Annotated in this window: 12 protein-coding genes; 7 read left to right on the forward strand and 5 right to left on the reverse strand. The window is 71.4% G+C overall.

Features of this window, described 5'->3' with window-relative positions; all coding sequences use genetic code 11:
• Positions 1-63: 63 nt before the first annotated feature.
• A complete protein-coding gene (locus OV208_RS24250; RefSeq protein ID WP_420715042.1) occupies positions 64-525 on the reverse strand; it encodes a response regulator in 462 nt (153 codons plus the stop codon).
• Between the two features lie 444 nt (positions 526-969).
• Between OV208_RS24250 and OV208_RS24255 the strand changes: the two genes are divergently transcribed.
• Positions 970-2493 carry a Do family serine endopeptidase gene (locus OV208_RS24255; protein ID WP_267576254.1) on the forward strand — a complete coding sequence of 508 codons (1524 nt, stop codon included), beginning with the start codon at positions 970-972 and terminating at the stop codon, positions 2491-2493.
• Positions 2494-2517: 24 nt separating this feature from the next.
• On the opposite strand, the gene OV208_RS24260 is transcribed toward OV208_RS24255, so the two are convergent.
• Both OV208_RS24260 and OV208_RS24265 read right to left on the reverse strand, forming a co-directional pair.
• A complete protein-coding gene (locus tag OV208_RS24260; RefSeq protein ID WP_267576255.1) occupies positions 2518-3180 on the reverse strand; it encodes a hypothetical protein in 663 nt (220 codons plus the stop codon).
• Between the two features lie 117 nt (positions 3181-3297).
• Complete coding sequence (locus tag OV208_RS24265) at positions 3298-4962, reverse strand: hypothetical protein (RefSeq protein WP_267576256.1); 1665 nt, start codon at positions 4960-4962, stop codon at positions 3298-3300.
• 301 nt (positions 4963-5263) lie between these two features.
• On the opposite strand from OV208_RS24265, the gene OV208_RS24270 reads away from it, so the two are divergent.
• Together OV208_RS24270 and OV208_RS24275 are read left to right on the forward strand one after the other, a co-directional pair.
• Positions 5264-5617, forward strand: coding sequence for a calmodulin (locus OV208_RS24270; protein WP_267576257.1), 354 nt, complete (start codon positions 5264-5266; stop codon positions 5615-5617).
• Between the two features lie 395 nt (positions 5618-6012).
• A complete protein-coding gene (locus tag OV208_RS24275) occupies positions 6013-9936 on the forward strand; it encodes a serine/threonine-protein kinase PknK (RefSeq protein WP_267576258.1) in 3924 nt (1307 codons plus the stop codon).
• A gap of 16 nt (positions 9937-9952) precedes the next feature.
• Here OV208_RS24275 and OV208_RS24280 read toward each other — a convergent pair whose 3' ends face one another.
• Together OV208_RS24280 and OV208_RS24285 are read right to left on the reverse strand one after the other, a co-directional pair.
• Entirely contained in the window at positions 9953-11767 is a 1815-nt protein-coding gene (locus OV208_RS24280; RefSeq protein WP_267576259.1) for an OPT/YSL family transporter, read from the reverse strand.
• Positions 11764-14028, reverse strand: a complete 2265-nt coding sequence (locus tag OV208_RS24285; protein ID WP_267576458.1) for a PAS domain S-box protein — start codon at positions 14026-14028, stop codon at positions 11764-11766. The genes OV208_RS24280 and OV208_RS24285 overlap by 4 nt, the downstream gene beginning before the upstream one ends.
• A gap of 261 nt (positions 14029-14289) precedes the next feature.
• Here OV208_RS24285 and OV208_RS24290 point away from each other — a divergent pair, with 261 nt between their 5' ends.
• The 4 genes from OV208_RS24290 to OV208_RS24305 all read left to right on the forward strand — a co-directional run bounded on the left by OV208_RS24290 (position 14290) and on the right by OV208_RS24305 (position 19065).
• Entirely contained in the window at positions 14290-15678 is a 1389-nt protein-coding gene (locus OV208_RS24290) for a serine/threonine-protein kinase (RefSeq protein WP_267576260.1), read from the forward strand.
• A 306-nt stretch (positions 15679-15984) separates the two neighbouring features.
• Positions 15985-16896, forward strand: a complete 912-nt coding sequence (locus OV208_RS24295) for a hypothetical protein (RefSeq protein WP_267576261.1) — start codon at positions 15985-15987, stop codon at positions 16894-16896.
• A gap of 296 nt (positions 16897-17192) precedes the next feature.
• Positions 17193-18182 carry a sensor histidine kinase gene (locus tag OV208_RS24300; protein ID WP_267576262.1) on the forward strand — a complete coding sequence of 330 codons (990 nt, stop codon included), beginning with the start codon at positions 17193-17195 and terminating at the stop codon, positions 18180-18182.
• Between the two features lie 49 nt (positions 18183-18231).
• Entirely contained in the window at positions 18232-19065 is an 834-nt protein-coding gene (locus tag OV208_RS24305) for a sterol desaturase family protein (protein WP_267576263.1), read from the forward strand.
• Positions 19066-19147: the final 82 nt, after the last annotated feature.

A 19147-nucleotide genomic window follows, 5' to 3' on the forward strand; every position in this document is an offset into this window, starting at 1 on the left:
CTTCCTTGCAAGGGTGTGGCTTCGCGAGCGGCCCAAGCCTAGCGCGCCGCGCCCGGCGTCGCTTCAGCCCCGCGTCACCGCGAGCGCCGCCTCCACCGCGTTTCGCAGCTCGTCCAGTTCGAACGGCTTGTCGAGCACATAGGCGGCCCCCAACCGCTGGGCCTCGCTGTGCAGCTTCGCGTCGCCAAAGGCGGTGATGAGGATGACGGGCGTGTCCCACTGCTCGCGGCGCAGGCGAGCGAGCACCTCCAGGCCGGTGAAGCCCGGCATGCGCACGTCGGTGATGATGAGGTCGGGCGCGCGGGACTCGTCCGCCGTCAGCCCGTCGATGAGGACGCGCACCAGGTCCGGTCCGTCCGACGCCTCCACCACCTCATAGCCGCGCCGAACCAGCATCTTGCGGATGAGGGTGCGCATCTCCAATTGATCATCCGCCACGAGGATGCGGGTGGCCCGCGCTGGCGCCATCGTGGGGTCTTCCCAGGCCGCGGCGCGCGCGGCCCCTTCCGTCTGCTCGTGCACCATGGGAGGAGTCTCCTGGAGGGTTGAAGGTGCGCCGGACGGCGTCACGGCGGTGGGACGTTCCTGACCTGGAGCATCCGCCGTGCCATGTCCGCGGCCCCCGGGCCCTGGCGAAGCGCGGCGATGGGGCGTGGGGCAGGCTGCCCCCGGGCGAAATGCCCCGGCTGGGGCACTTTGCCCCGCCTCCACGAGGCCTCCGGGCACGGCTCCCCTCTCATGAGCGGTTCCGGAGGGTTTGGCCCACGGGCTGCAATGAGGTCCGGGCGTCGGACCGGATGCGGGGCTTCCTCCAAGAGCTCCCTTCAGGCAGCTGGGCCACTGGTGGCTCCCGGTGTCGCTGGTGGAACGGGACCGCTGCCTCCTTCCCAGGGTGCCCACCGCATCCGGTTCGACTCTTTTTCCCCGCCCGGAAGGTCGCTTCCGGAGCCCACCCAAGGAGAACGCACGATGGTCCGCACCCTTCCGTCCCGCCGCCGCCTTGCCCGCGCGCTCGCGCTCACGCCCCTGGTCGCACTGGGCGCGTGCAAGCCTGCTCCGGACACGGCGCCGCCCGAGCGCCCCACGCTGTCCCTGAAGACGGCCACCACGCCCTCGGGCGCGAAGGTGGAGCCCGCGGTCTATTCACCCGCGATGGCCACGCCCGGCACACCCGGCGCGCTCATGTCGCTGGCGCCGCTGGTGGACACGGTGAAGGGCGCGGTGGTGAACGTGGAGGTGCAGGCCCGCGCCCGTCCCGCGATGGGCGGCATGCAGGGCCTGCCCCCGGGGCTCGCGGAGCGCTTCGGCATGCAGGGCGGACAGAATCCCTTCGGTGAGGGCGGCGGTGCGCCGTCGAAGCAGGGCCTGGGCTCGGGTTTCGTCGTCGACCCTTCGGGCCTGGTGCTCACCAACAACCACGTGGTGGAGGGGGCGGACACCGTCCGGGTGAGGCTGGAGGACGGGCGCTCGTTCGCGGCGGAGGTGCTGGGCCGCGACGCGCTCACGGACGTGGCGTTGATCCAACTGAAGGGCGTGTCCGGCAAGCTGCCCTTCGTGAAGCTGGGCGATTCCGACGGCCTGCGCGTGGGCGACCCGGTGATGGCCATTGGCAACCCGTTCGGGCTCGCGTCGAGCGTGAGCGCGGGCATCCTCTCCGCGAGGGCGCGCGACATCCACGCGGGCCCCTATGACGACTTCCTGCAGACGGACGCGGCCATCAACCCGGGCAACTCCGGCGGCCCGCTCTTCAACATGCGGGGCGAGGTGGTGGGCATGAACACGGCCATCATCGGCGGGGCGACGGGCATCGGCTTCGCGGTGCCCGCGAACCTCATCCAGGCGCTCCTGCCGCAGCTCCAGGAGACCGGCGTGGTGCGCCGGGGCTGGGTGGGGCTGGCGGTGCAGGACCTCACGCCGGAGCTGGCGCGGGCGCTGCGCGTGGAGGCCGCGAAGGGCGCGGTGGTGGCGGGTGTCAGCGCCGGAGGCCCCGGAGCGAAGGCGGGCCTGCGCGAGGAGGACGTCATCACGTCGGTGGGCGAGCGCGCGGTGGACTCCGCCGGCTCGCTGACGCGCGCGGTGGCGCTGCTCAAGCCGGGCAGCGAGGTGCAGGTGAGCCTGGTGCGTGGCGGCAAGGCGATGGCGGTGCCGGTGAAGCTGGGCACGCGTCCGACGCAGCGGGGCGAGGAGGAGATGACGCCCCGGGATGCGACGCCCGCGCCGCTGTCGAAGCGGCTGGGCCTGCGGTTGTCGGAGGCGCAGGACGGCAGCGGCGGCGCGCAGGTGGTCGCGGTGGAGTCTGGCAGCGCGGCGGAGCGCGCGGGGCTCGTGCCCGGCATGGTGCTCACGCAGGTGGGCGACCAGAAGGTGTCCGGCGTCGCGGAGGCCGCCCAGGCGCTGACGTCCGCGGAACCCGGTGGCGCGCTGCTGCTGCGTGCGCGGGTGCCCGGACAGGACGGCGCGCTCTTGCGTGCGATTGAAGTGCCGGCGCGGTAGAGCGCGCGCTGCCTCCGGGCGGGCTCAGGAGGAGAGCGCGCCCGGGTGGGGCAGGTCGGGCACGCGGCGCGGCATGGTGCGTGCCACCTGGTCGTAGAAGCACTCCGGTCCAAGGACTTCGCGGAGCTGTTGCTCCGCGGCCTCCGCGGCGGGAGTCATCGCGTCGGTGGGCAGGGCGTAGGGCTCCACGAGCACGATGCCGTCCGCGACCGTGCGCCGCTGGGTTTCGGGGATCGCGTTCAGCCGGTCCCCGAACATCTCGATGAACGGCGGACCGTAGAAGTTGCGCCAGAAGACCCCGGCGAGGCCCTCGCTGGGGTCGCGAACGGTTCGCGTCCGGCGTTGCCCGAACCCCGAGGGGGAGGGGATGAGCTGGTCGCACTTCCGGTCTTCGTCCTCGGAGGTCGAGGAGACGGCCAGCGGTGAATTGAACAACTTCATCAGCACCGTGACCTGTTGGACATGGGCGTCACGCCACTTCGCGTTCTTCGCGCGAGAAAGCGCGGCAGCCCAGGTGAGCTTGCCCACATGCGGAGGACCGTCCGACTTCCTGGCGGAGAACAGGAAGAAGTCACGGTCCGTCTTCGCCAGCACCATGAGGCTGCGGACTCCGAGGAAGCCAGCGACCAATGTGTCGTAGTCGATCCGCAGAGGATCGATCTGCTCATCGAGAGAACGAGCAGGCACGAACCACTGGTACTCCTCGAACGCGCTCTTGAGAAACGCGCGGACCGCAGCCTCCGAGGGAACAATGGGCGGCAGGCTGATCCTGGTCGTCAGATACCTCAACGGCACACGCGAGCCTCACGGATAGACGTCAGACAGGGCTTTTCCATCATCTTCGAGCTTCTTCAAAAGCTGTTCGAGGGGAAAGGTCAGCTTCGTCTGCCCCGCTGGATGCTTCGCGGAGCGGAAGTACACCTCGATGTGGCCACCGTATGTTCGGACGTATTTGAGCATGGCCTCCAGGTTGCCCGTGAGCGCCATCTCCGCTCGGCCCTTGGCCTCCACGAAGTGGTAGGGCTGTCCCCACACCAGTTCCACGGGGTTGCCCTTCACCGCGTCCGGGACGAAGCCCTGGGCCTTGCTCCCCGGAGGCGGCAGCATCAACGCCGTGTTCTTCTGCTGGCCCTTGGCCTTGAGCACGGCCTGCTCGAACTCGCTGCCCGCGCCCTTGTTCTTGATGACCGTCTGGTAGAGCCGCTCCCACTCCGGCTCCACCGCGTACTGGATGCGGGGGTACTTCGACGGGTGGCGGAACTGGTAGTCCACCCACGCCTGCGCCAGGTGCTCCGCGCTGCCCGGCACCAGCCGCGTGCCTTCCGCCGTCACCCGCGAGCCCACCCATGGCACGCGCCTGCCCTGTGCCAGCACGCGGCCCGCCTCCGCCAATGGGGACTCCAGTCGCTTCGCCACGGTTTGCAGCTTCGCCACGTCCTCCGCGGACACCGCATCACCGCGCGCCGCGGCTCGCAGCACCCGGCGGATCTCCTGCGCGTCCTGGGGTGACAGGTGCTGCACCACCCGCTGCAACACCTGCACCTCGCGCAGGCTCCGGCCCGTCAGGAGCGCCACCTGCGCCACGCCCTGCGCGCCCTCCGACAGCAGGCGCCCCGACACCACCGGCAGCGCCACGCTCACCGCGCACAGCAACCGCTCTCCGCCCGTCAGCGGGTAGCCCAGGAGGCTCTCCCCGAGCACCACGCCCTTCATGTCCGCCACTTCTCCGGCGACGGGCAACAGGCCTACCGCGATCTCCAGCACGAGCTCCTCGGGAGGAATGCCTGGAGGCTCCTTGCTCGGGTCCCACGTCGGGGGCGCGAGGCGACCCGCCTCCACCGCCGAGGCCAGCAGGCTGTCGCGCGCCAGCAGGTAGAGCGCCACCTCGCTGGGGCTCTTGCGCACGAAGTCCGGATCCAACGTGTGCTCGTAGGCCCAGTCGAGCACCGCCTCCACCAGCGCCCGCTGCGTCGCTTCGTACAGCGCGCTTTCGGTGAGCAGCCCGTCTGTCCCGAGCCTGCGGAAGTGCGCCCCGGCCAGGGCCCGGCCTCGCGCATCCGCCCAACGGTGGTACTCGCCCAGCTTCGCCTCCACCTGCTTCACGCGCACCGTCTCCGCACGCCCCTGCTCCGCGTGCGAGACCTTCATCCGCAGGTACACCTCCAGCGGCGCATCCTCCGCGAGCTGTTCCTCGGTCCGTGCGATGGCCCAGATGAACAGCTCATTCAGCGCGGCATGCCCCGCCTGACGCTCCGCCTCCTTCATCTCAGGCTTCTTCAGGGCCGCCCGCTGCTCCTGGATGAACGCGAGATAGCGGCCCAGCACCGCACCGCCCACGGTGCCTCTGTCAGGGCCCCGCGAAAGCCGTGGCGGCGACGCGCTCCGGTAGCGCGAGTATCCGTGCAGTCCCACCGGCAGCTCACCGGCCTGGGCCAGACCCCATCCCATGAGCCCGATGAGGGACGTCACGTGCCGCCACGTACGCCCGGACCGTCTGCCTCCGTACGCTGCTTGAAGCCCGCCCATGCATGCTCCTCCGCTTGGGCAGGGCTAACAGGGAGTCCTGACATTCACTGCGCGGGGGAGCGCGGCGTGTCGCTGACGCCGCGTCTCACGCCTGGCCTTCTGGAGACCCACCAGGGTTAACAAGGACTTCCGATTAATAATTAATGTGTCGATTTTCTAAATTTCATGACTAAACAAACAACCGGATTGCCGGCATGGGCATGGATCTCTACATGGGGTCGACAACCCGTTCGTAGGAGTTCCCATGTCGCGTCCCGTTCAATTCGCCTTCACCCAGCCCAGCTCTCCCGGCATCGAGTTCATCATCGAGCTGACCGATGAGAACAGGATCGCCCAGGCACGCCGGATCCTCTCCGGTGAGGAGCAGAATGAGATCCACGTGCACGGCCGGATCGTGAAGCGGAAGGCGGAATACAACCCGAGGTTCTCCTTCCACCTCGATCCCGCGAGCATCGCGTTCTTCACCATGGCCATCGAGGTCTGTGACGCCGACATGATTTACGTCGAGGATCACCTCGACGAAGCCGGCGGCGCCTTCCTCCCGGGCAGCCACTGGTGCCCGTGGACCTCGAGGCTGACCCGCGAGCTGTCGGCCTGAGCTGTTCCCCGCGACGCACGTGAGGGTCGGGCCCGCGCATCCCATTGAGCAGGGATTGCACGGAGTTCCGTTCCCACGGCGCGATGCGGCGCGACATGACGCAGCGGGTGCACATCCGACCCGCTGCACTTGCGTCCGTTCGGGATGTCAGGTGTCGCGCGTTTCGCGGTGACGCCGTGCCTGGACGCCCTCCGGGCATGGCGGAACTTCTGACCGATCGTTCACGTGGGCGCCGCCTGCCCCACCCAGGGGTTCGGAAATCGTCGGAGCCCTGGCATAGAGTGGCACCCGTGCCGCGCTGCCTCACATGCGGGCGGCGTTGGGAGGGTGCTCACGCGCCGTGCCCTCCCGGCGCTTCGCCCATCACCGTCCCGCCGCCCGATGTCTCGCTGCTCGTGCCCGAGGTTCCGGGCTACCGGTGCGAGAAGGTCATCGCGCGCGGAGGCTTCGGCGTCCTGCTGGCCGCGCACAAGCGCGCCCCTGATGGCGGCGAGGGCGAACGCATCGCGTTGAAGCTGGCCCGTCCCGGCGTGATGCTCGCGGAGGCGCAGCTCGCCCGTGAGGCGGAGGCCCTGCGCGTCATCGGGCCGCCCACCGTGCCCGCGCTGTATGAGACGGGCACGCTTCCGGGTGGACAGCGCTTCCTCGCGATGGAGTTCGTGCCGCTGCCCACGCTGGCGGACTGGCTCGCGCAGGTGTCCGGGCCGCTGTCGCCGCAGGAGTTCTGGCCTCGGGCCAGCGCGCTGCTGGACGCGGTGGCCACCGTGCATGCGCACGGACTGGTGCACTGCGACCTCAAGCCCGAGCACGTGTTCCTGGACGACGCCCATCGCCAGGCCCGCGTCTTCGACTTCGGGCTCGTGCAGCGCCCCGCTCCCGACGCCAACGCCGAGGACGGCACACCCGAGGAGACCTCCTCCTTCGCCGGCACCGCCGAATACATGGCGCCCGAGCAGTGCGCCGGCCACGCGGCCCTGGACGCACGCACGGACGTGTACGCGCTGGGCGTCATCCTCTACGAGCTCATCACCGGCCGGCCGCCCTTCTTCGGGGCGCTGCCGGAGGTGCTCCAGGCGCACCTGTCGCTGCGTCCGCCGCCTCCGTCGGAGTACGCCCCGGTGGCGCCTCCGGTGGAGGAGGTCGTGCTGCGGTGTCTGGCCAAGGAGCCCGTGCGCCGTCCCCGCGACGCGGCCGCCGTGTCCCAGGCGCTGCGGGCGGCCCTGGACCACGCGGGCCAGTCCTCGGTGCAGCCCGCGCCCCGGGTCACCCTCACCGTGCTGCCGGAGGTGCGCCCCGCCCAGACGCGCCGCTCCGTGGCGGTGCTGTTCCTCGCCTCGCGCGCGAACCCGGTCGCGGTGCAGAAGGCGCTGACCGCCTACGGAGGCCACATGGCCTTCACCGACGGCGCGCGCTTCGCGGCGGTCTTCGACCCGGACGTGGGAGAGAACCCGGTGCGCCGCGCCCTGCGCGCCGCCGAAGGCCTGGCCGAGCGGGGACTCGCGCCAGCCGCCCACGTGGACGTGGCCACCGTCACCGTGCAGCGCCGGTTGGATGGCGCGCCCCGCTACCTGAGCGCCATCTTCGCGCGCGAGGAGCGCTACCCCACCGGGCCGGAGACGCGCGGCCTGCTGCTGTCGCACGCCGCGGCGGAGGCCGTGCCAGAGGTGCCGTGCCTGCCGGTGCCGGGACGCTCGGGGTTGATGCGTCCCGCGCCTTCGGGCGCCGCGCCCCGGCCAGATGTCACCGTGTTGCAGTTGGGCAGCGCGGTGCTGCTGGGCCGCGACGCGGAGCTGGAGAACCTGCTGGACAGCGCCCGGGGCGCGGTGTCCGAAGCGGCGCCCACCATCGTCACCGTGAGAGGCGACCGGGGTCACGGCAAGAGCCACCTGGCCGCGACGCTGGCCCTGCGCCTGCGGGCCACGCTGCCCCACGCCCGCGTCTACTCCATGCGCGCCCGCGAGCCCGTGCAGGGCGACCCGGAAGGCACGCTGCGCACGCTCTTGCGCGTCGCGCTGCACGGCTTCGACCGCGACGACACGGACACGCAGGAGGATGGCCGCACCGCCATCCTGGACCGGCTGGGCTCGCGGCTGGGCATGGAGCTGTGGCCCGGCGTGGCCGCGACGCTCGGGTGGTACGCGCCCGGCGGTCCGGAGCTGCACAGCTGGGCCGCGGCTCCGGGCGCGCTGCGCTCGCTGGCCCTGCGCGCCACGGGTGAGCTGCTGGCGGCGAGCGCGAGGGAGCGGCCCCTGTGCCTCATCGTGGACGACGCGCACTTCGCGGAGGAGACGGCGCTGGACGCGCTGGAGTACGCGGCGCTCGCGGAGACGCGCGTGCCCCTGTGGGTCTGCGTGCTGGTGCGTCCGGGCTTCGAGCAGAGCCGCCCGTCCTGGGGCGCCCGCGCCGCGCGTCAGCTGGAGCTGCCCTTGTCCGGCCTGACGCCGGGTGATGCGCAGGCGCTGTGCCGCACGCTGCTCAAGCCGGTGGAGAACGTGCCCGCGCAGGCGGTGGAGCGCATCGTCGAGCGCGCGCAGCGCGTGCCCCTGTTCCTGGTGGAGCTGGTGCGCGGACTCAAGCGCCAGGGCCTCGTGCGCCAGCGCTCACCGGGCGGCAACTGGTACCTCGTCACCGACGAGTTGGACCGCGTCCCCGAGCTGCGGCTGGTGGAGTGGCTGGCCGACCGCGAGCTGGGCGCCCTGCCTCCGGCGCTCGCCGCGCATGCCCGCCTGTGCGCGCTGCTGGGCGCGGCCTTCACCGCCACCGCCGCGGACGGCGTGGTGCGCGAGCTGGAGCGCGACGGGGCCGCGTCGCAGTTCCCGCTGGACATGGGCCACGCGACGCGGCGGCTCCTGGATTCGGGGCTGCTGGTGGAGCACCGGCTGGAGGGCCTGAGCTTCCGCAACGAGCTGGTGCGCGAGGCGGTGGTCGCGGGATTGCCCGCCGAGGAGAAGGCGCGCATCCACCACGCCGCCTACCGCCACTACCTGAGCCCGGCGGGTTCGCAGGAGCGCCAGCGGCTGGCCCGGCTCGCGCTGCACGCGGCGGCGGCTGGCCTGCGCGATGAAGCGGCGGCGCTGACCATCGACCTGGCGGAGTCCGCGCGCGGCCGTCACGCCTTCCTCGACGCGGAGGCCATGTACACGCGCGCCCTGGAGCTGCTCGACCCCGAGGACGAGCTGCGCTGCCTCACCGCGCTCCGGGGCCGGGGGCTGATGCGCTACCGCATCGGCCGGTATGAGGACTCGCTCACGGACTTCGCCATCGCGCGCGAGCGGGCCCGGGGCGTGGGGGATGCCCGCGCGGTGGTGGAGTTGCTGCTCGACGAGGCGATGGCGCTCGACTGGGTGAACGACTACGCGCGCAGCGAGGAGCGGGCCCAGGAGGCGCAGCACCTGTCGGAGACGGTGACGTCGCCCTACGTGCAATCGCGGTTGCTGCTGGCGCTGGGCCGCGCGCAGTTCCGCAAGGGCGAGTGGCTGGACGCGCTCATGCCGCTGGAGGCCGCTGCTGAGAGAGCCCGGAAGCTGGGCGACGCGGGCTACGAGACGCTGGTGGTGGCGCTGCTGCTGATGGCGGTCATCCTCCCGAACCTGGGCGACATCGACGGCGCCGAGCGCGTGATGGACGAGGTCATCAGCGCGTGCACGGAGCGCGGAGACCGCTTCCACCTGGGCTCGGCCATCAACAACCGCCGCAACCTGTGGGTGGCGCGCAGGGATTTGACGCACGCCCTGAAGGACCAGGAGCGCTTCATGCAACTGGGGCGCGAGCTGGGCGTGGTGGGCTGGGAGTACTTCGCCGAGCACAACATGGGCGAGCTGTACTACCAGGCCGGCGACGTGGAGGCCGCGGCGCCGCACATCGCCCGCGCCATCGTGCTGGAGCGCCGGCATCCGGAGGTGGCGCACCGTCCGTGGGCGCTGCTGCTCCAGGCGCGCGCCATGGCCTGGACGGGCCGGCACGACCGGGCCCGGGAGCTGCTCGCGCAGGTGCGGCAGACGATGGCGAACAGCCGGCACGGCGTGAACCTGAGCCCGTCGGAGGAAGTGCTCTTCACCATGGTGGAGCTGGCTGCCCGCGACGCGACGGCGGAGGACTGGCACGCGCTGCGCGAGCGCTCCTCGCAGGTGTCCGTGGAGCAGGAGCCCCTCGAAGTCCTGGAGATGATGGGCCTCGCGGCCTGGCGCCGGGGCGACTTCGCGGAGGCGATGCTCGCGCTCGGGGAAGCCATGGCGCGGGCCGCGCAGTTGCCGAACCTGATGGAAGACCGCATCCGCCGCTCGCTGGAGCGCGTGCGGGACCTGACTCCGGCTGCGTGAGCAGCCAGGCCCGGCGCTACACCGACCGCTGAAGCGCCGTCGTGGCGGCGATGATGAGCCCCATCAACGACTCACCCACCAGCGCCCCGGAGCCCAGCGCGGGCACCTGCGCATCGGTGTGCTTCGGCGACCACCGCCGCGCGAGCGCCGCCAGCCCCGCGCCCAGGCACAGCGTCACCGCGAAGAAGGCGGGCGTGATGAACCCGATGCCCATCGCCACCGGTGACGGCAGCCACTTCGCCGCCCTGCCCCGCGCGGCCAACGTCAGCACCGCGCCCACCGCGCACCCCACCAGCGCACCCATTCCCGCATGCGGCGGCAGGCCGGCCAGCCCTCGCACGGACACCTCCGCCACCGCGCGGAACTGCGCCGCCGCGGGCACTGGCAGCGCGGCTGTCCCCAACCCGTACGCATCCACCAGCAGCAGGTAGGCCGGCACCGCCACCACCGCGCCCACCGCCACTCCCACCAACTGCGCGGCGAGCTGCTTCGACGACGAGGCCCCCAACAGGTGCCCCGCCTTGAGCGACCACAGGCTCACGCCCGTCTGCGCCGCCGCGCCCGCCACCACCGAACCCGCCGCCACGTTGGGCGCCAGCTCTCCGGGCCTCACGAAGCCGAAGGCGACCTGCGTGAGGTTGCCCATCTGGCTCACCGGCGACACATCCGTCTGTCCCGCGCCGCGAGCACACACCGCGCACAAGGGCACCAGCAGCGCGAGTGCCAGCACCATCGACGGCACGCCCAGCCCGAACAACACCCGGCCCAGCACCACCGCCAGCACGCACGCCACCACCGCCAGACCCAGCGTCCACCGGGGCAGGCCGCTGCGGTCCGCGCCCACCGAACGCAGGTCCCTCGCCGCGCTCAGGAAGTCGCGCGCCTGCGCGCCCAGCGACACCACCGCCGCGCCCACCATCAACCCCACCCCGGGCCACGTCAGCCACGCGGACAGCGGCCCATACTCCGCGCCCACGACGACGCCCGCACTCAGCAGGACCGGAGCCAGCACGCCCCACGCCACGACCGCGCCCAGCAGCATGCTCAGGGCGAGCTGCAGCCCCGTCATCATCCCCACCGCCAGCAGCATGGGACTCACGCCCACGCCCCAGTTCAGCGACTCCAGGGAAGCGCCGCCCACGCGGCCCGGCAGGCCCACCATCCCCGGCAGCAACCCGCGGGAGTCCCGCATCCACGTCACCACCATGGCCACGACGCCCGCGCCCACCAGCGTCCGGCCACGCCCCACCGACGTGCCCGGGGCCTCCGTCGGCGTGGCCGAGTGCAGCGTGGAGATGAGCTCCGCGGTGGCGATGCCCGTGGGGAACGGCAGGGCCTCCTGCACCAGCAGGCGTCGGCGCAGCAGTCCCGCCACCAGCACGCCCACCGCGCCCAGCACCACGCCCCAGGCCGCGATGCCCCAGCCCGGCACCGTCACACCCAGCAGCGCCAGCGCCGGCAGCGCGCCCAGCAGGCCCGCCGCCGCGGGCATCGCGCCCACCGCCGACGCAGCCGTCTGCGTGAGGTTGTTCTCCAGCGGCGTGTACGGCACGCCCCGCCTGCGCCCATAGGCGGCAAGCCCGCTGAACCCCAGCACCGTCGCGGTGATGGAACCGCTGTCCCACCAGCCCGTCTTCATCCCCATGTAGAGGTTGGTGACGGCCAGCAGCGCGCCGATGAGCAGCCCCATCCCCAGCGCGCGCACCGTCCACTCCCGGCCCTCGGAAGCGGGGACCACCACGGAGCCCAGGTCCTGGCCCCCGGGCAGCGGCTCCTCCGGCCCCACCGCGGCCTCGGGAGGGGACGCGGGGTGACCGGAGGGAGGACTCATCGCCCGGCCTCCGCCGAGCGTCCCACCAGCTCCCGCAGCTGCGCCAGGTCCAGCGGCTTGCTCAGCTTGAGGTTCGGCACGTCGCGCAGGAAGGACACCGTGCGCGGCGTGAAGGCCCCGCCCGTCATGAACACCATGCGCCCGGCCTGCTCCGGCGACGAACGCCCCAGCTCGAAGTACAGGTCCATGCCCGTCATCCCCGGCATCATCACGTCACAGAGGATGAGGTCGAAGCGGCCGCCCTCGTTCACCAGCCGCAGCGCCGCCTGCGCGCTGTTCGCCGTGGCCACCTCGTGCTCCGCCGCCAGCGAGCGTTGCAGCGCCACCGTCACGTTGGGCTCGTCGTCCACCACCAGGATGCGCGCCCGCGCTCCGGGCTGCGCCGTCGACGACAACCGGGGGTAGAGGTCCGGCTCGTGCTGCGCCGAGCGCAACACCACGCGGAAGGTGCTGCCCTGCCCCGGCACGCTCTCCGCCTGGATGGAGCCGCCCATGGATTCGATGATGCCGTGGCAGATGGACAGCCCCAGCCCCGTGCCCACGCCCACCGCCTTCGTGGTGAAGAACGGATCGAAGATGCGCCCCAACACCTCGGGCGTCATGCCCACGCCGGTGTCGCGCACCTCCACCACCACCTTGCCGGGCTCGCCCTGGCGGATGATGGCGCGAATCTCATGCTCGGTGACGGAGGACGGGTCCTCCGGAATCGCCTGCGCCGCGTTGAGCAGCAGGTTCAGGAACACCTGACACAGCCGCGCCTCGCTCGCCTCCACCGCTGGCACCGGTTCAAATTCGGTGATGAGCCGCGCGCGGTGACGGATGACGTTGTCCGCCATCTTGCACGCCAGCTCCACCGAGCGGCGCACGTCCACCGGCATCGGCCGCGACTCCTGCTCGCCGCGCGCGAACACCTTCAGGTCCCGCACGATGGTGGCGATGCGCTCCGCGCCTTCCGTCGTCTCGCGCACCAGTTGCTGGATGGCCGCCACCGGCTCCGACGGCGCGCCCTCCGCCTCCATCTTGTCCAGCCCCTCGCGGATGAGGTGCAGGTTCACCAGCATGTACGCGAGCGGGTTGTTGATTTCGTGCGCCACGCCCGCGCCCAGCGTGCCAACGCTGGCCAGCCGGTCCGCCACCACCAGCCGCGCCTGGAGCTGCCGGCGCTCGCTCATGTCCCGGTGGACCATGATGTTCGCGATGATGCGCCCTTCAGCGTCGCGCAGCGGCACCACCACCGACTCGCAGACGCACGTCATGCCGTCGTCGCGCCGGAACTCCAGCTCCCCGGACCAGCGCCCGTGCACCTCCAGCGCGGTGAGGATGGCGCCCGTCAGCCGGTCCTGCTCGCCCGGGTGCAGCACGCTGAAGAGCGTCTGTCCCATGGCCTGCTTGCGGCTTCGGCCAAACATCCGCTCCGCGCTGGTGTTCCAGTCGATGACCCCGCCCGCCAGGTCCGTGATGACGACGCCGTCAGAGATGCTCTCGAAGATGAGCGCCTGCCGGTGCAGTTCCTGCTCCGCCTGCTTGCGCGCGGTGATGTCCATCACCGTGCCCGTCACCCGCGCGGGCTGCCCCGCCGCGTCGAGCAGCACGTCGCCCTTGCACGAAATCCAGCGGTAGCCGCTGCCGGACGGTTCGATGCGGTACTCCACGTCCACCTGCGACTTCTGCTGGAGCGCCGTCGCCAGGCCCGCGCGCAGCCGGGGCAGGTCCGCCGGGTGGACGATCTCCTCCAGGTCCATGGCGCGGCCGGACAGCTTTCCCACCGCCAGACCCAGCAGCCGGTCCACGTGCTCGCTCCACGTCACCTGACCGCTCTTCGCGCTCCAGTCCCAGATGCCCACGCGCGCGGCGGACAGCGCCTGTCGGAGCTGCTCCTCGCGCTGCTCCAGCACCTCGCGCCGGGAGAAGCGGAACACCGTGACGGTGCCCACCTGGAGCCGGTCGCCCTCCTGCAGCTCCGCCGTGGACACCGGCAGGCCGTTGAGGAACGTGCCGTTGGTGGATTCCAGGTCGGTGACGCGGCAGGTGCCGTCAACGGCACGGAGGATGCGCGCGTGCTTGCGCGACACCCCGTGGTCGTCGATGCGGACCTCCGCCTCCGAACCCCGCCCGATGACGTGCTCGCCCGGCTCCAACCGATACGCCTTGCCGATGGCGGCCGGCGTCGTGGTGCTGATCAGGATGAGGCACGCCCCGGTCGAGGACGGAGCCGTCACCGATTGGCCCGCGCAGGTCGTGAGCTCGTCCAACAACGTCATCATGTGTGCCAGCCCCCTTGCGTTCCCCTGCGCTCGGGCCGGCACTCTCCTCGCCGCCTGTCGTGCATGACGCCGCGCTCCGTGAGGGCCACAAGCCTTGGCCCGGTTCGCAACCATACTCCAACGGCTTCCAATGAACGTCGCTTCCACCTCCGGGGCAGGAAGCCTGACTCCTGGTGAACGGGCAAAAGGGCAGGCAGGGAAGCAGCCGGCGGCGGGCGCTCGCGACCCACCCGGCGGATGCTAGGGTGCGGGACATTCATGGCGGCGGACTCCGACAGCACCTTCCGCATCCAGGCGCGCGCCGCGGCGAGCGCCACGGACAAGGGGCATGACGCACCCCCCCGATCCGAACGGGGACCGGGCACGCTCGCGGGCGAGTACGTGCTCAAGTCGATGATCGCCGCCGGAGGCCACGGCAGCGTCTACGAGGCGGAGCACCGCATCCTCGGCCGGCTCGCCGCGGTGAAGGTGCTGCACGCGCACCTGGCGGACCAGGGGGAGATGCTCCAGCGCTTCGTGCGCGAAGCCCGCGTGGTGAATCAGATCCACCACCCCAACATCGTGGACGTCTACGACTTCGGCCTGATGCCGGACGGCAGCCCCTACTACGTGATGGAGCTCTTGTCGGGGCGCACGCTGAGCCAGGTGGTGCAGGAGCGCGGACGGCTCTCCGCGTCACGCGCGCTGGCGTACCTGGAGCCCATCTGCGGCGCGCTGGAGGCGGCGCACCGCTCCGGCGTCGTCCACCGCGACCTGAAGTCCAGCAACATCCTCGTCGTGGAGGAGGGGGAGAAGCCTCGGCTGAAGCTGCTCGACTTCGGCATCGCGAAGCTCATCCAGCAGGAGCCCGGCCAGGAGGGGCTCACCACCGCCGGCCAGCGCCTGGGCACCGCGCACGCGATGGCGCCCGAACAGTTCCGGGGCGGCCGCATCGGTCCGCCCACGGACGTGTACGCGCTGGGCGTGCTGCTGCACCAACTGCTCACCGGCCGCTACCCGTTCCAGTCCGACGACCGCCTGGAGCTGGAGCGGATGCACCTGGAGGCCCCGCCGCCGCGCCCCAGCGTGCGCGCGCCGGTGTCCCCCGGCATGGACGCGGTGGTGCTGCGCTGCCTGGACAAGGACGCCACCCGCCGCTACCCCAGCGTGAATGCCTTCCTCACCGCGCTGCGCGAAGCCGCCGAGGAGCCCGGACAGGTGGAGGGGCAGACCCGCCCCGTGTTCGCCGTGCACGCGGAGGTGGTACTGCCCGCCACCGACCAGGACGACGACACGCTCTACGCCGCGCTCGCCGTGGTGCTGGACACGCTGGAGCAGGGCCTGCGCGCCCGGGGCTTCCTGCTGGCCCTGCAGACCGGCACCACGCTCCTGGGCGTGCGGCCCCTCACCCCCGACACCGCCCCCGCCGACACGCTCAAGGCCCTGCGCGACCTGCACGCGGAAGCCCAGTGTCTGGCGGACGCCGCCCAGGCCCACGTCCACCTCTGCCTCCACCATGGCGAGGCGGAAACCCGGGGCGAGGCCGATGAGGCCGAGGTGGTAGGGGGACCCGTGACGCATGTGGCTACCTGGAACGTCCGCGATCCTGACGGCTTCGCCCTGACCCCTCCGGCTTCGCGATTCCTGCAGGGCCCACCCTCGCAGTGAGTTGTCCTCCAGCCACCCCACCCCGATCGTCCTTGTGGTGACAGGCCCTCCAGAGGCCTACTGAAGGTCGCGTCTGGATTCAACCTGCACAGTAATTTTCTGCAGGCGCGGTATTTCCTTCCCCCCCAGAATGCGTCACGATTCCCCTGTCTGACAGTTTCAACGACTTTCTAGTTGAAAGCCTGGACTGCCTGACATCCTGGAAGTCGTTCATCCGACTTCCCTTGAGCGGGAGCCCCCTACATGCGCCTCACCCCTGCTTTTCAGCCTGGAAGTGGATGCAGCGAGTGGTGGAACCGGAGTGCCTTGGCCCAACCCCTGAAGGCGCTGTTGCTGACAGGTGCGTTGTTGGCCGTGGTGGGTTGCGGTGGGGTGGCCTCGGAGAACACCCCGGACGAGGCGTGGGTGCTGGCGTCGGCGGAGCAGTCGCAGATGGTGGACAACGGCCTGTCCACCAACGGCCTGTCGACGAACGGCCTGTCCACCAACGGCCTGTCCACCAACGGCCTGTCCACCAACGGCCTGTCGACGAACGGCTTCAACGACTGGTTCAACGCGAACGCGGGCACGTCGCCGGCGCTGATGGCCTACATCGTGAAGTGCGCGGTGGCCGCCGGCCAGACGCGCGCCTACGAGAACGCGTCCACGGGGGCGAAGTACACGTGGCAGGGCAGCCTGGGGCTCGCGCCGGGCTGGGCGTCGGGCAAGCCCGCGACGGTGGCGGAGCAGCAGGTGGTGAGCGCGTGCCTCGCGGCGCACGCGAACAAGTACGGCCTGCACATCTCGCTGTCGGTGCTGGGACGCACCGCCGAGGGCACGGCGCTGTCGTACTCCTCCGAGGAGCTGTCCACGTTCAAGGAGAAGGAGGGGTGCTTCTTCGGCAACCTCTTCACCACCGAGGGCCTGTTCGCGGCGCGTGATCGCGACTTCAGCTCCGCGGAGAGCTCCACGCGCGCTTGCGGCCTGACGCTGAAGGGGGACAGCTGCGCGCCCATCACCAACGTGGGCGCCTGCTCCCAGTTCTGCACCAAGGGTGACGCGAGCCAGCCCTACTACACGCAGTGTACGTACAACGGGAAGACGTACCCGACCATCACCACGCGCGTGCAGCCCCAGGAGCTGTACCGCTGCGGCGACGGCACCTGCCAGTTCACCGAACGCTGTGGCACCGGCCTCACCGCTGACAGCTGCAAGGCCGACTGCGGTACCTGCTCCTAGTCTTCCCCGAGTCTCTTCAAGGCACCGGGCACGTCAGGCCTCCCCCAAGGTCCGTGCCCGTGCATCCGGGCGTGCGGCGCTCCCCACCGCGCGCCCGAATCCCGACTCCCAGCTCGCAGCCATGGGATGGCGACGGTGCAGGAATCCGCGCCTGTCGGATCCCCGGCGTCCCCCCACCCCGTGCACCTTGCCCGGCACCGGTCGGCGGTGTTGGATGCCCCTCGCGCAGGCCGGTTCGCCGTTGGGACCACCGCCACGAGGAGCGGTAACGGCCGCGGGTGTTGGAGTGGGCCGCGATGACGGTACGAGCGAAGGTCGGGCGTTTGGCGGCGATGACGCGGCGGCGGAGCACCCTGCGACAGGCCTTCCAGGGGCTTGGCACCGGGACCGGCGTGGGCGTGCGTCCCGGACAGGGCGCGCCCCGCGCGGACAATCACCTGCTGGAAGAGACGGTGCGCGAGCGGACCGCGGCGCTGGAGGCCGCCAACGCGAAGCTGTCCAGCAGCCTGGAGCAGCTCCACGCCACGCAGGCCCAGCTGCTCTTCGCCGACCGGCTCATCGCCCTGGGGCGCATCGCCGCGGGCGTGGGTCATGAAATCAACAATCCGCTGGCCTTCATCCTGAGCAACCTGGAGTACATCCACCAGGAGCTGCAGCAGAAGGAGCGCCTGTCGGAGCAGGACCGGCAGGAGATATTGGAGGCGCTGGCGGAGACGCGCGACGGGGCGGAGCGGATCCGTCTCATCGTGAGGGATTTGCAGACGCTGTCGCGCGCGGAGGACGTGGGCAGCGGCCCCGCGGAGCTGGCGTCGGTGGTGCGCACGGCGGCGAAGATGGCCATGCACGAATTGCGGCACCGCGCGCGCCTGGTGGTGGAGTGCGACGGCGTGCCCCCGGTGCAGGGCAACGGCTCTCGGCTGGGCCAGGTGTTCCTCAACCTGCTGCTCAACGCGGCGCAGTCCATCCCCCCGGGCAACGCGGAGGCCAACGAGGTGCGCGTGGTGGCCCGTCCCGGAGCGCCGGGCCACGTGCTGGTGGAGGTGCGCGACACCGGCTGCGGCATCGCGCCCGAGCACCGCGAACGCATCTTCGACCCCTTCTTCACCACCAAGCCGCTGGGCGTGGGCACGGGCCTGGGGCTCGCGGTGTGCCATGGCATCGTCACCTCGCTGGGCGGGACGCTGACGATGGAGAGCGCGCCGGGCGAGGGCAGCATCTTCCGCGTGTGCCTGCCCGTGGCGGGGGCCTTCGTACAGACACCCCGTTCTCAGGCAGACTGGGCCTGACGGGCGTCCCTTCCGGGTGTCCCGGTGCGTGGCGCGCGCGAGGTCCGGGATGCTGCTGAACGACCCCTCCCTGCCGGTGTTGGCCCTGGTGGTGCTGCTCATCTCCGGGCTGGTGAAGCTGCTGACCGTCGCGTTGGGGTGGCTTGCCTGGCGCACGCGCGCCGCGGAGCGCCTCCGGGTGTACCGGCGCGAGCTGGCGGAAGGTCAGCTGCGCAGCGAGGCGTGGGCGGCGGTGGGCGTGCTGCTGGCCGACGCGGTCATCATCGCCGGCTTCCTCTATTGGACCGGCCCCCTGCATGCGCCGTTCAGCCTGCCCGCCGCGCTCTGGACGTACGCGTGGATGTTCGTGGGCTACGAGGTGTGGTTCTACGCGACGCACCGGCTGATGCACCTGCCCCGCTTCTACCGCTTCCACGCGCAGCACCACGTGGCCCGGGTGACGGCGCCCCTCACCGCGCTGTCGTTCTCCGTGCTGGAGCGCGTGTCGCTGATGGGCGGTGGGCTGTGTCTGCACTACGCGGCGCTCCACCTGATGCCCGGCTCGCAGGTCGGAATCGTGGCCTACATGCTGACCAACTACGCCCTCAACGCGGTGGGCCACGGCAACACGGAGTGGCTGCCCAAGCGCTTCGTGACGTCCTGGGTGGGCCGCATCTTCTTCACGCCCACGTTCCACGCGATGCATCACGCGCGCTACCAGGGGCACTACGGCCTCTACACGGTGCTGCTGGACCGGTGGTTCGGCAGCACGTTCGAGGACTATCCGCAGGTGCATGCCCGGGCCCGGGACGGCGAGGGCCTCACTCGCATGGGAGAGCGGCTGCCCGTGGCCGCCGCACCCGCCGCACCATCCGCCGTGCCGGAGGCGCCCCAGGCGATGTGAGGTCCGCGCGGCCCCGACTCTCCACGGTGGGGCGCGGCGCACGGCAGGCGGCGGCTGACGGACATCAGGCCAGGGACGGCGC

The organism is Corallococcus sp. bb12-1 (assembly GCF_026626765.1).
GTDB classification, from domain to species: Bacteria; Myxococcota; Myxococcia; order Myxococcales; family Myxococcaceae; genus Corallococcus; species Corallococcus terminator.

Bases quoted from the DNA above. Each gene is read 5' to 3' on its own strand.
- OV208_RS24250 (WP_420715042.1), bottom strand. From the start codon at position 525: ATGGTGCACGAGCAGACGGAAGGGGCCGCGCGCGCCGCGGCCTGGGAA.
- OV208_RS24255 (WP_267576254.1), top strand. From the start codon at position 970: ATGGTCCGCACCCTTCCGTCCCGCCGCCGCCTTGCCCGCGCGCTCGCG.
- OV208_RS24270 (WP_267576257.1), top strand. From the start codon at position 5,264: ATGTCGCGTCCCGTTCAATTCGCCTTCACCCAGCCCAGCTCTCCCGGC.
- OV208_RS24280 (WP_267576259.1), bottom strand. From the start codon at position 11,767: ATGAGTCCTCCCTCCGGTCACCCCGCGTCCCCTCCCGAGGCCGCGGTG.
- OV208_RS24285 (WP_267576458.1), bottom strand. From the start codon at position 14,028: ATGACGTTGTTGGACGAGCTCACGACCTGCGCGGGCCAATCGGTGACG.
- OV208_RS24290 (WP_267576260.1), top strand. From the start codon at position 14,290: ATGGCGGCGGACTCCGACAGCACCTTCCGCATCCAGGCGCGCGCCGCG.
- OV208_RS24300 (WP_267576262.1), top strand. From the start codon at position 17,193: ATGACGGTACGAGCGAAGGTCGGGCGTTTGGCGGCGATGACGCGGCGG.
- OV208_RS24305 (WP_267576263.1), top strand. From the start codon at position 18,232: ATGCTGCTGAACGACCCCTCCCTGCCGGTGTTGGCCCTGGTGGTGCTG.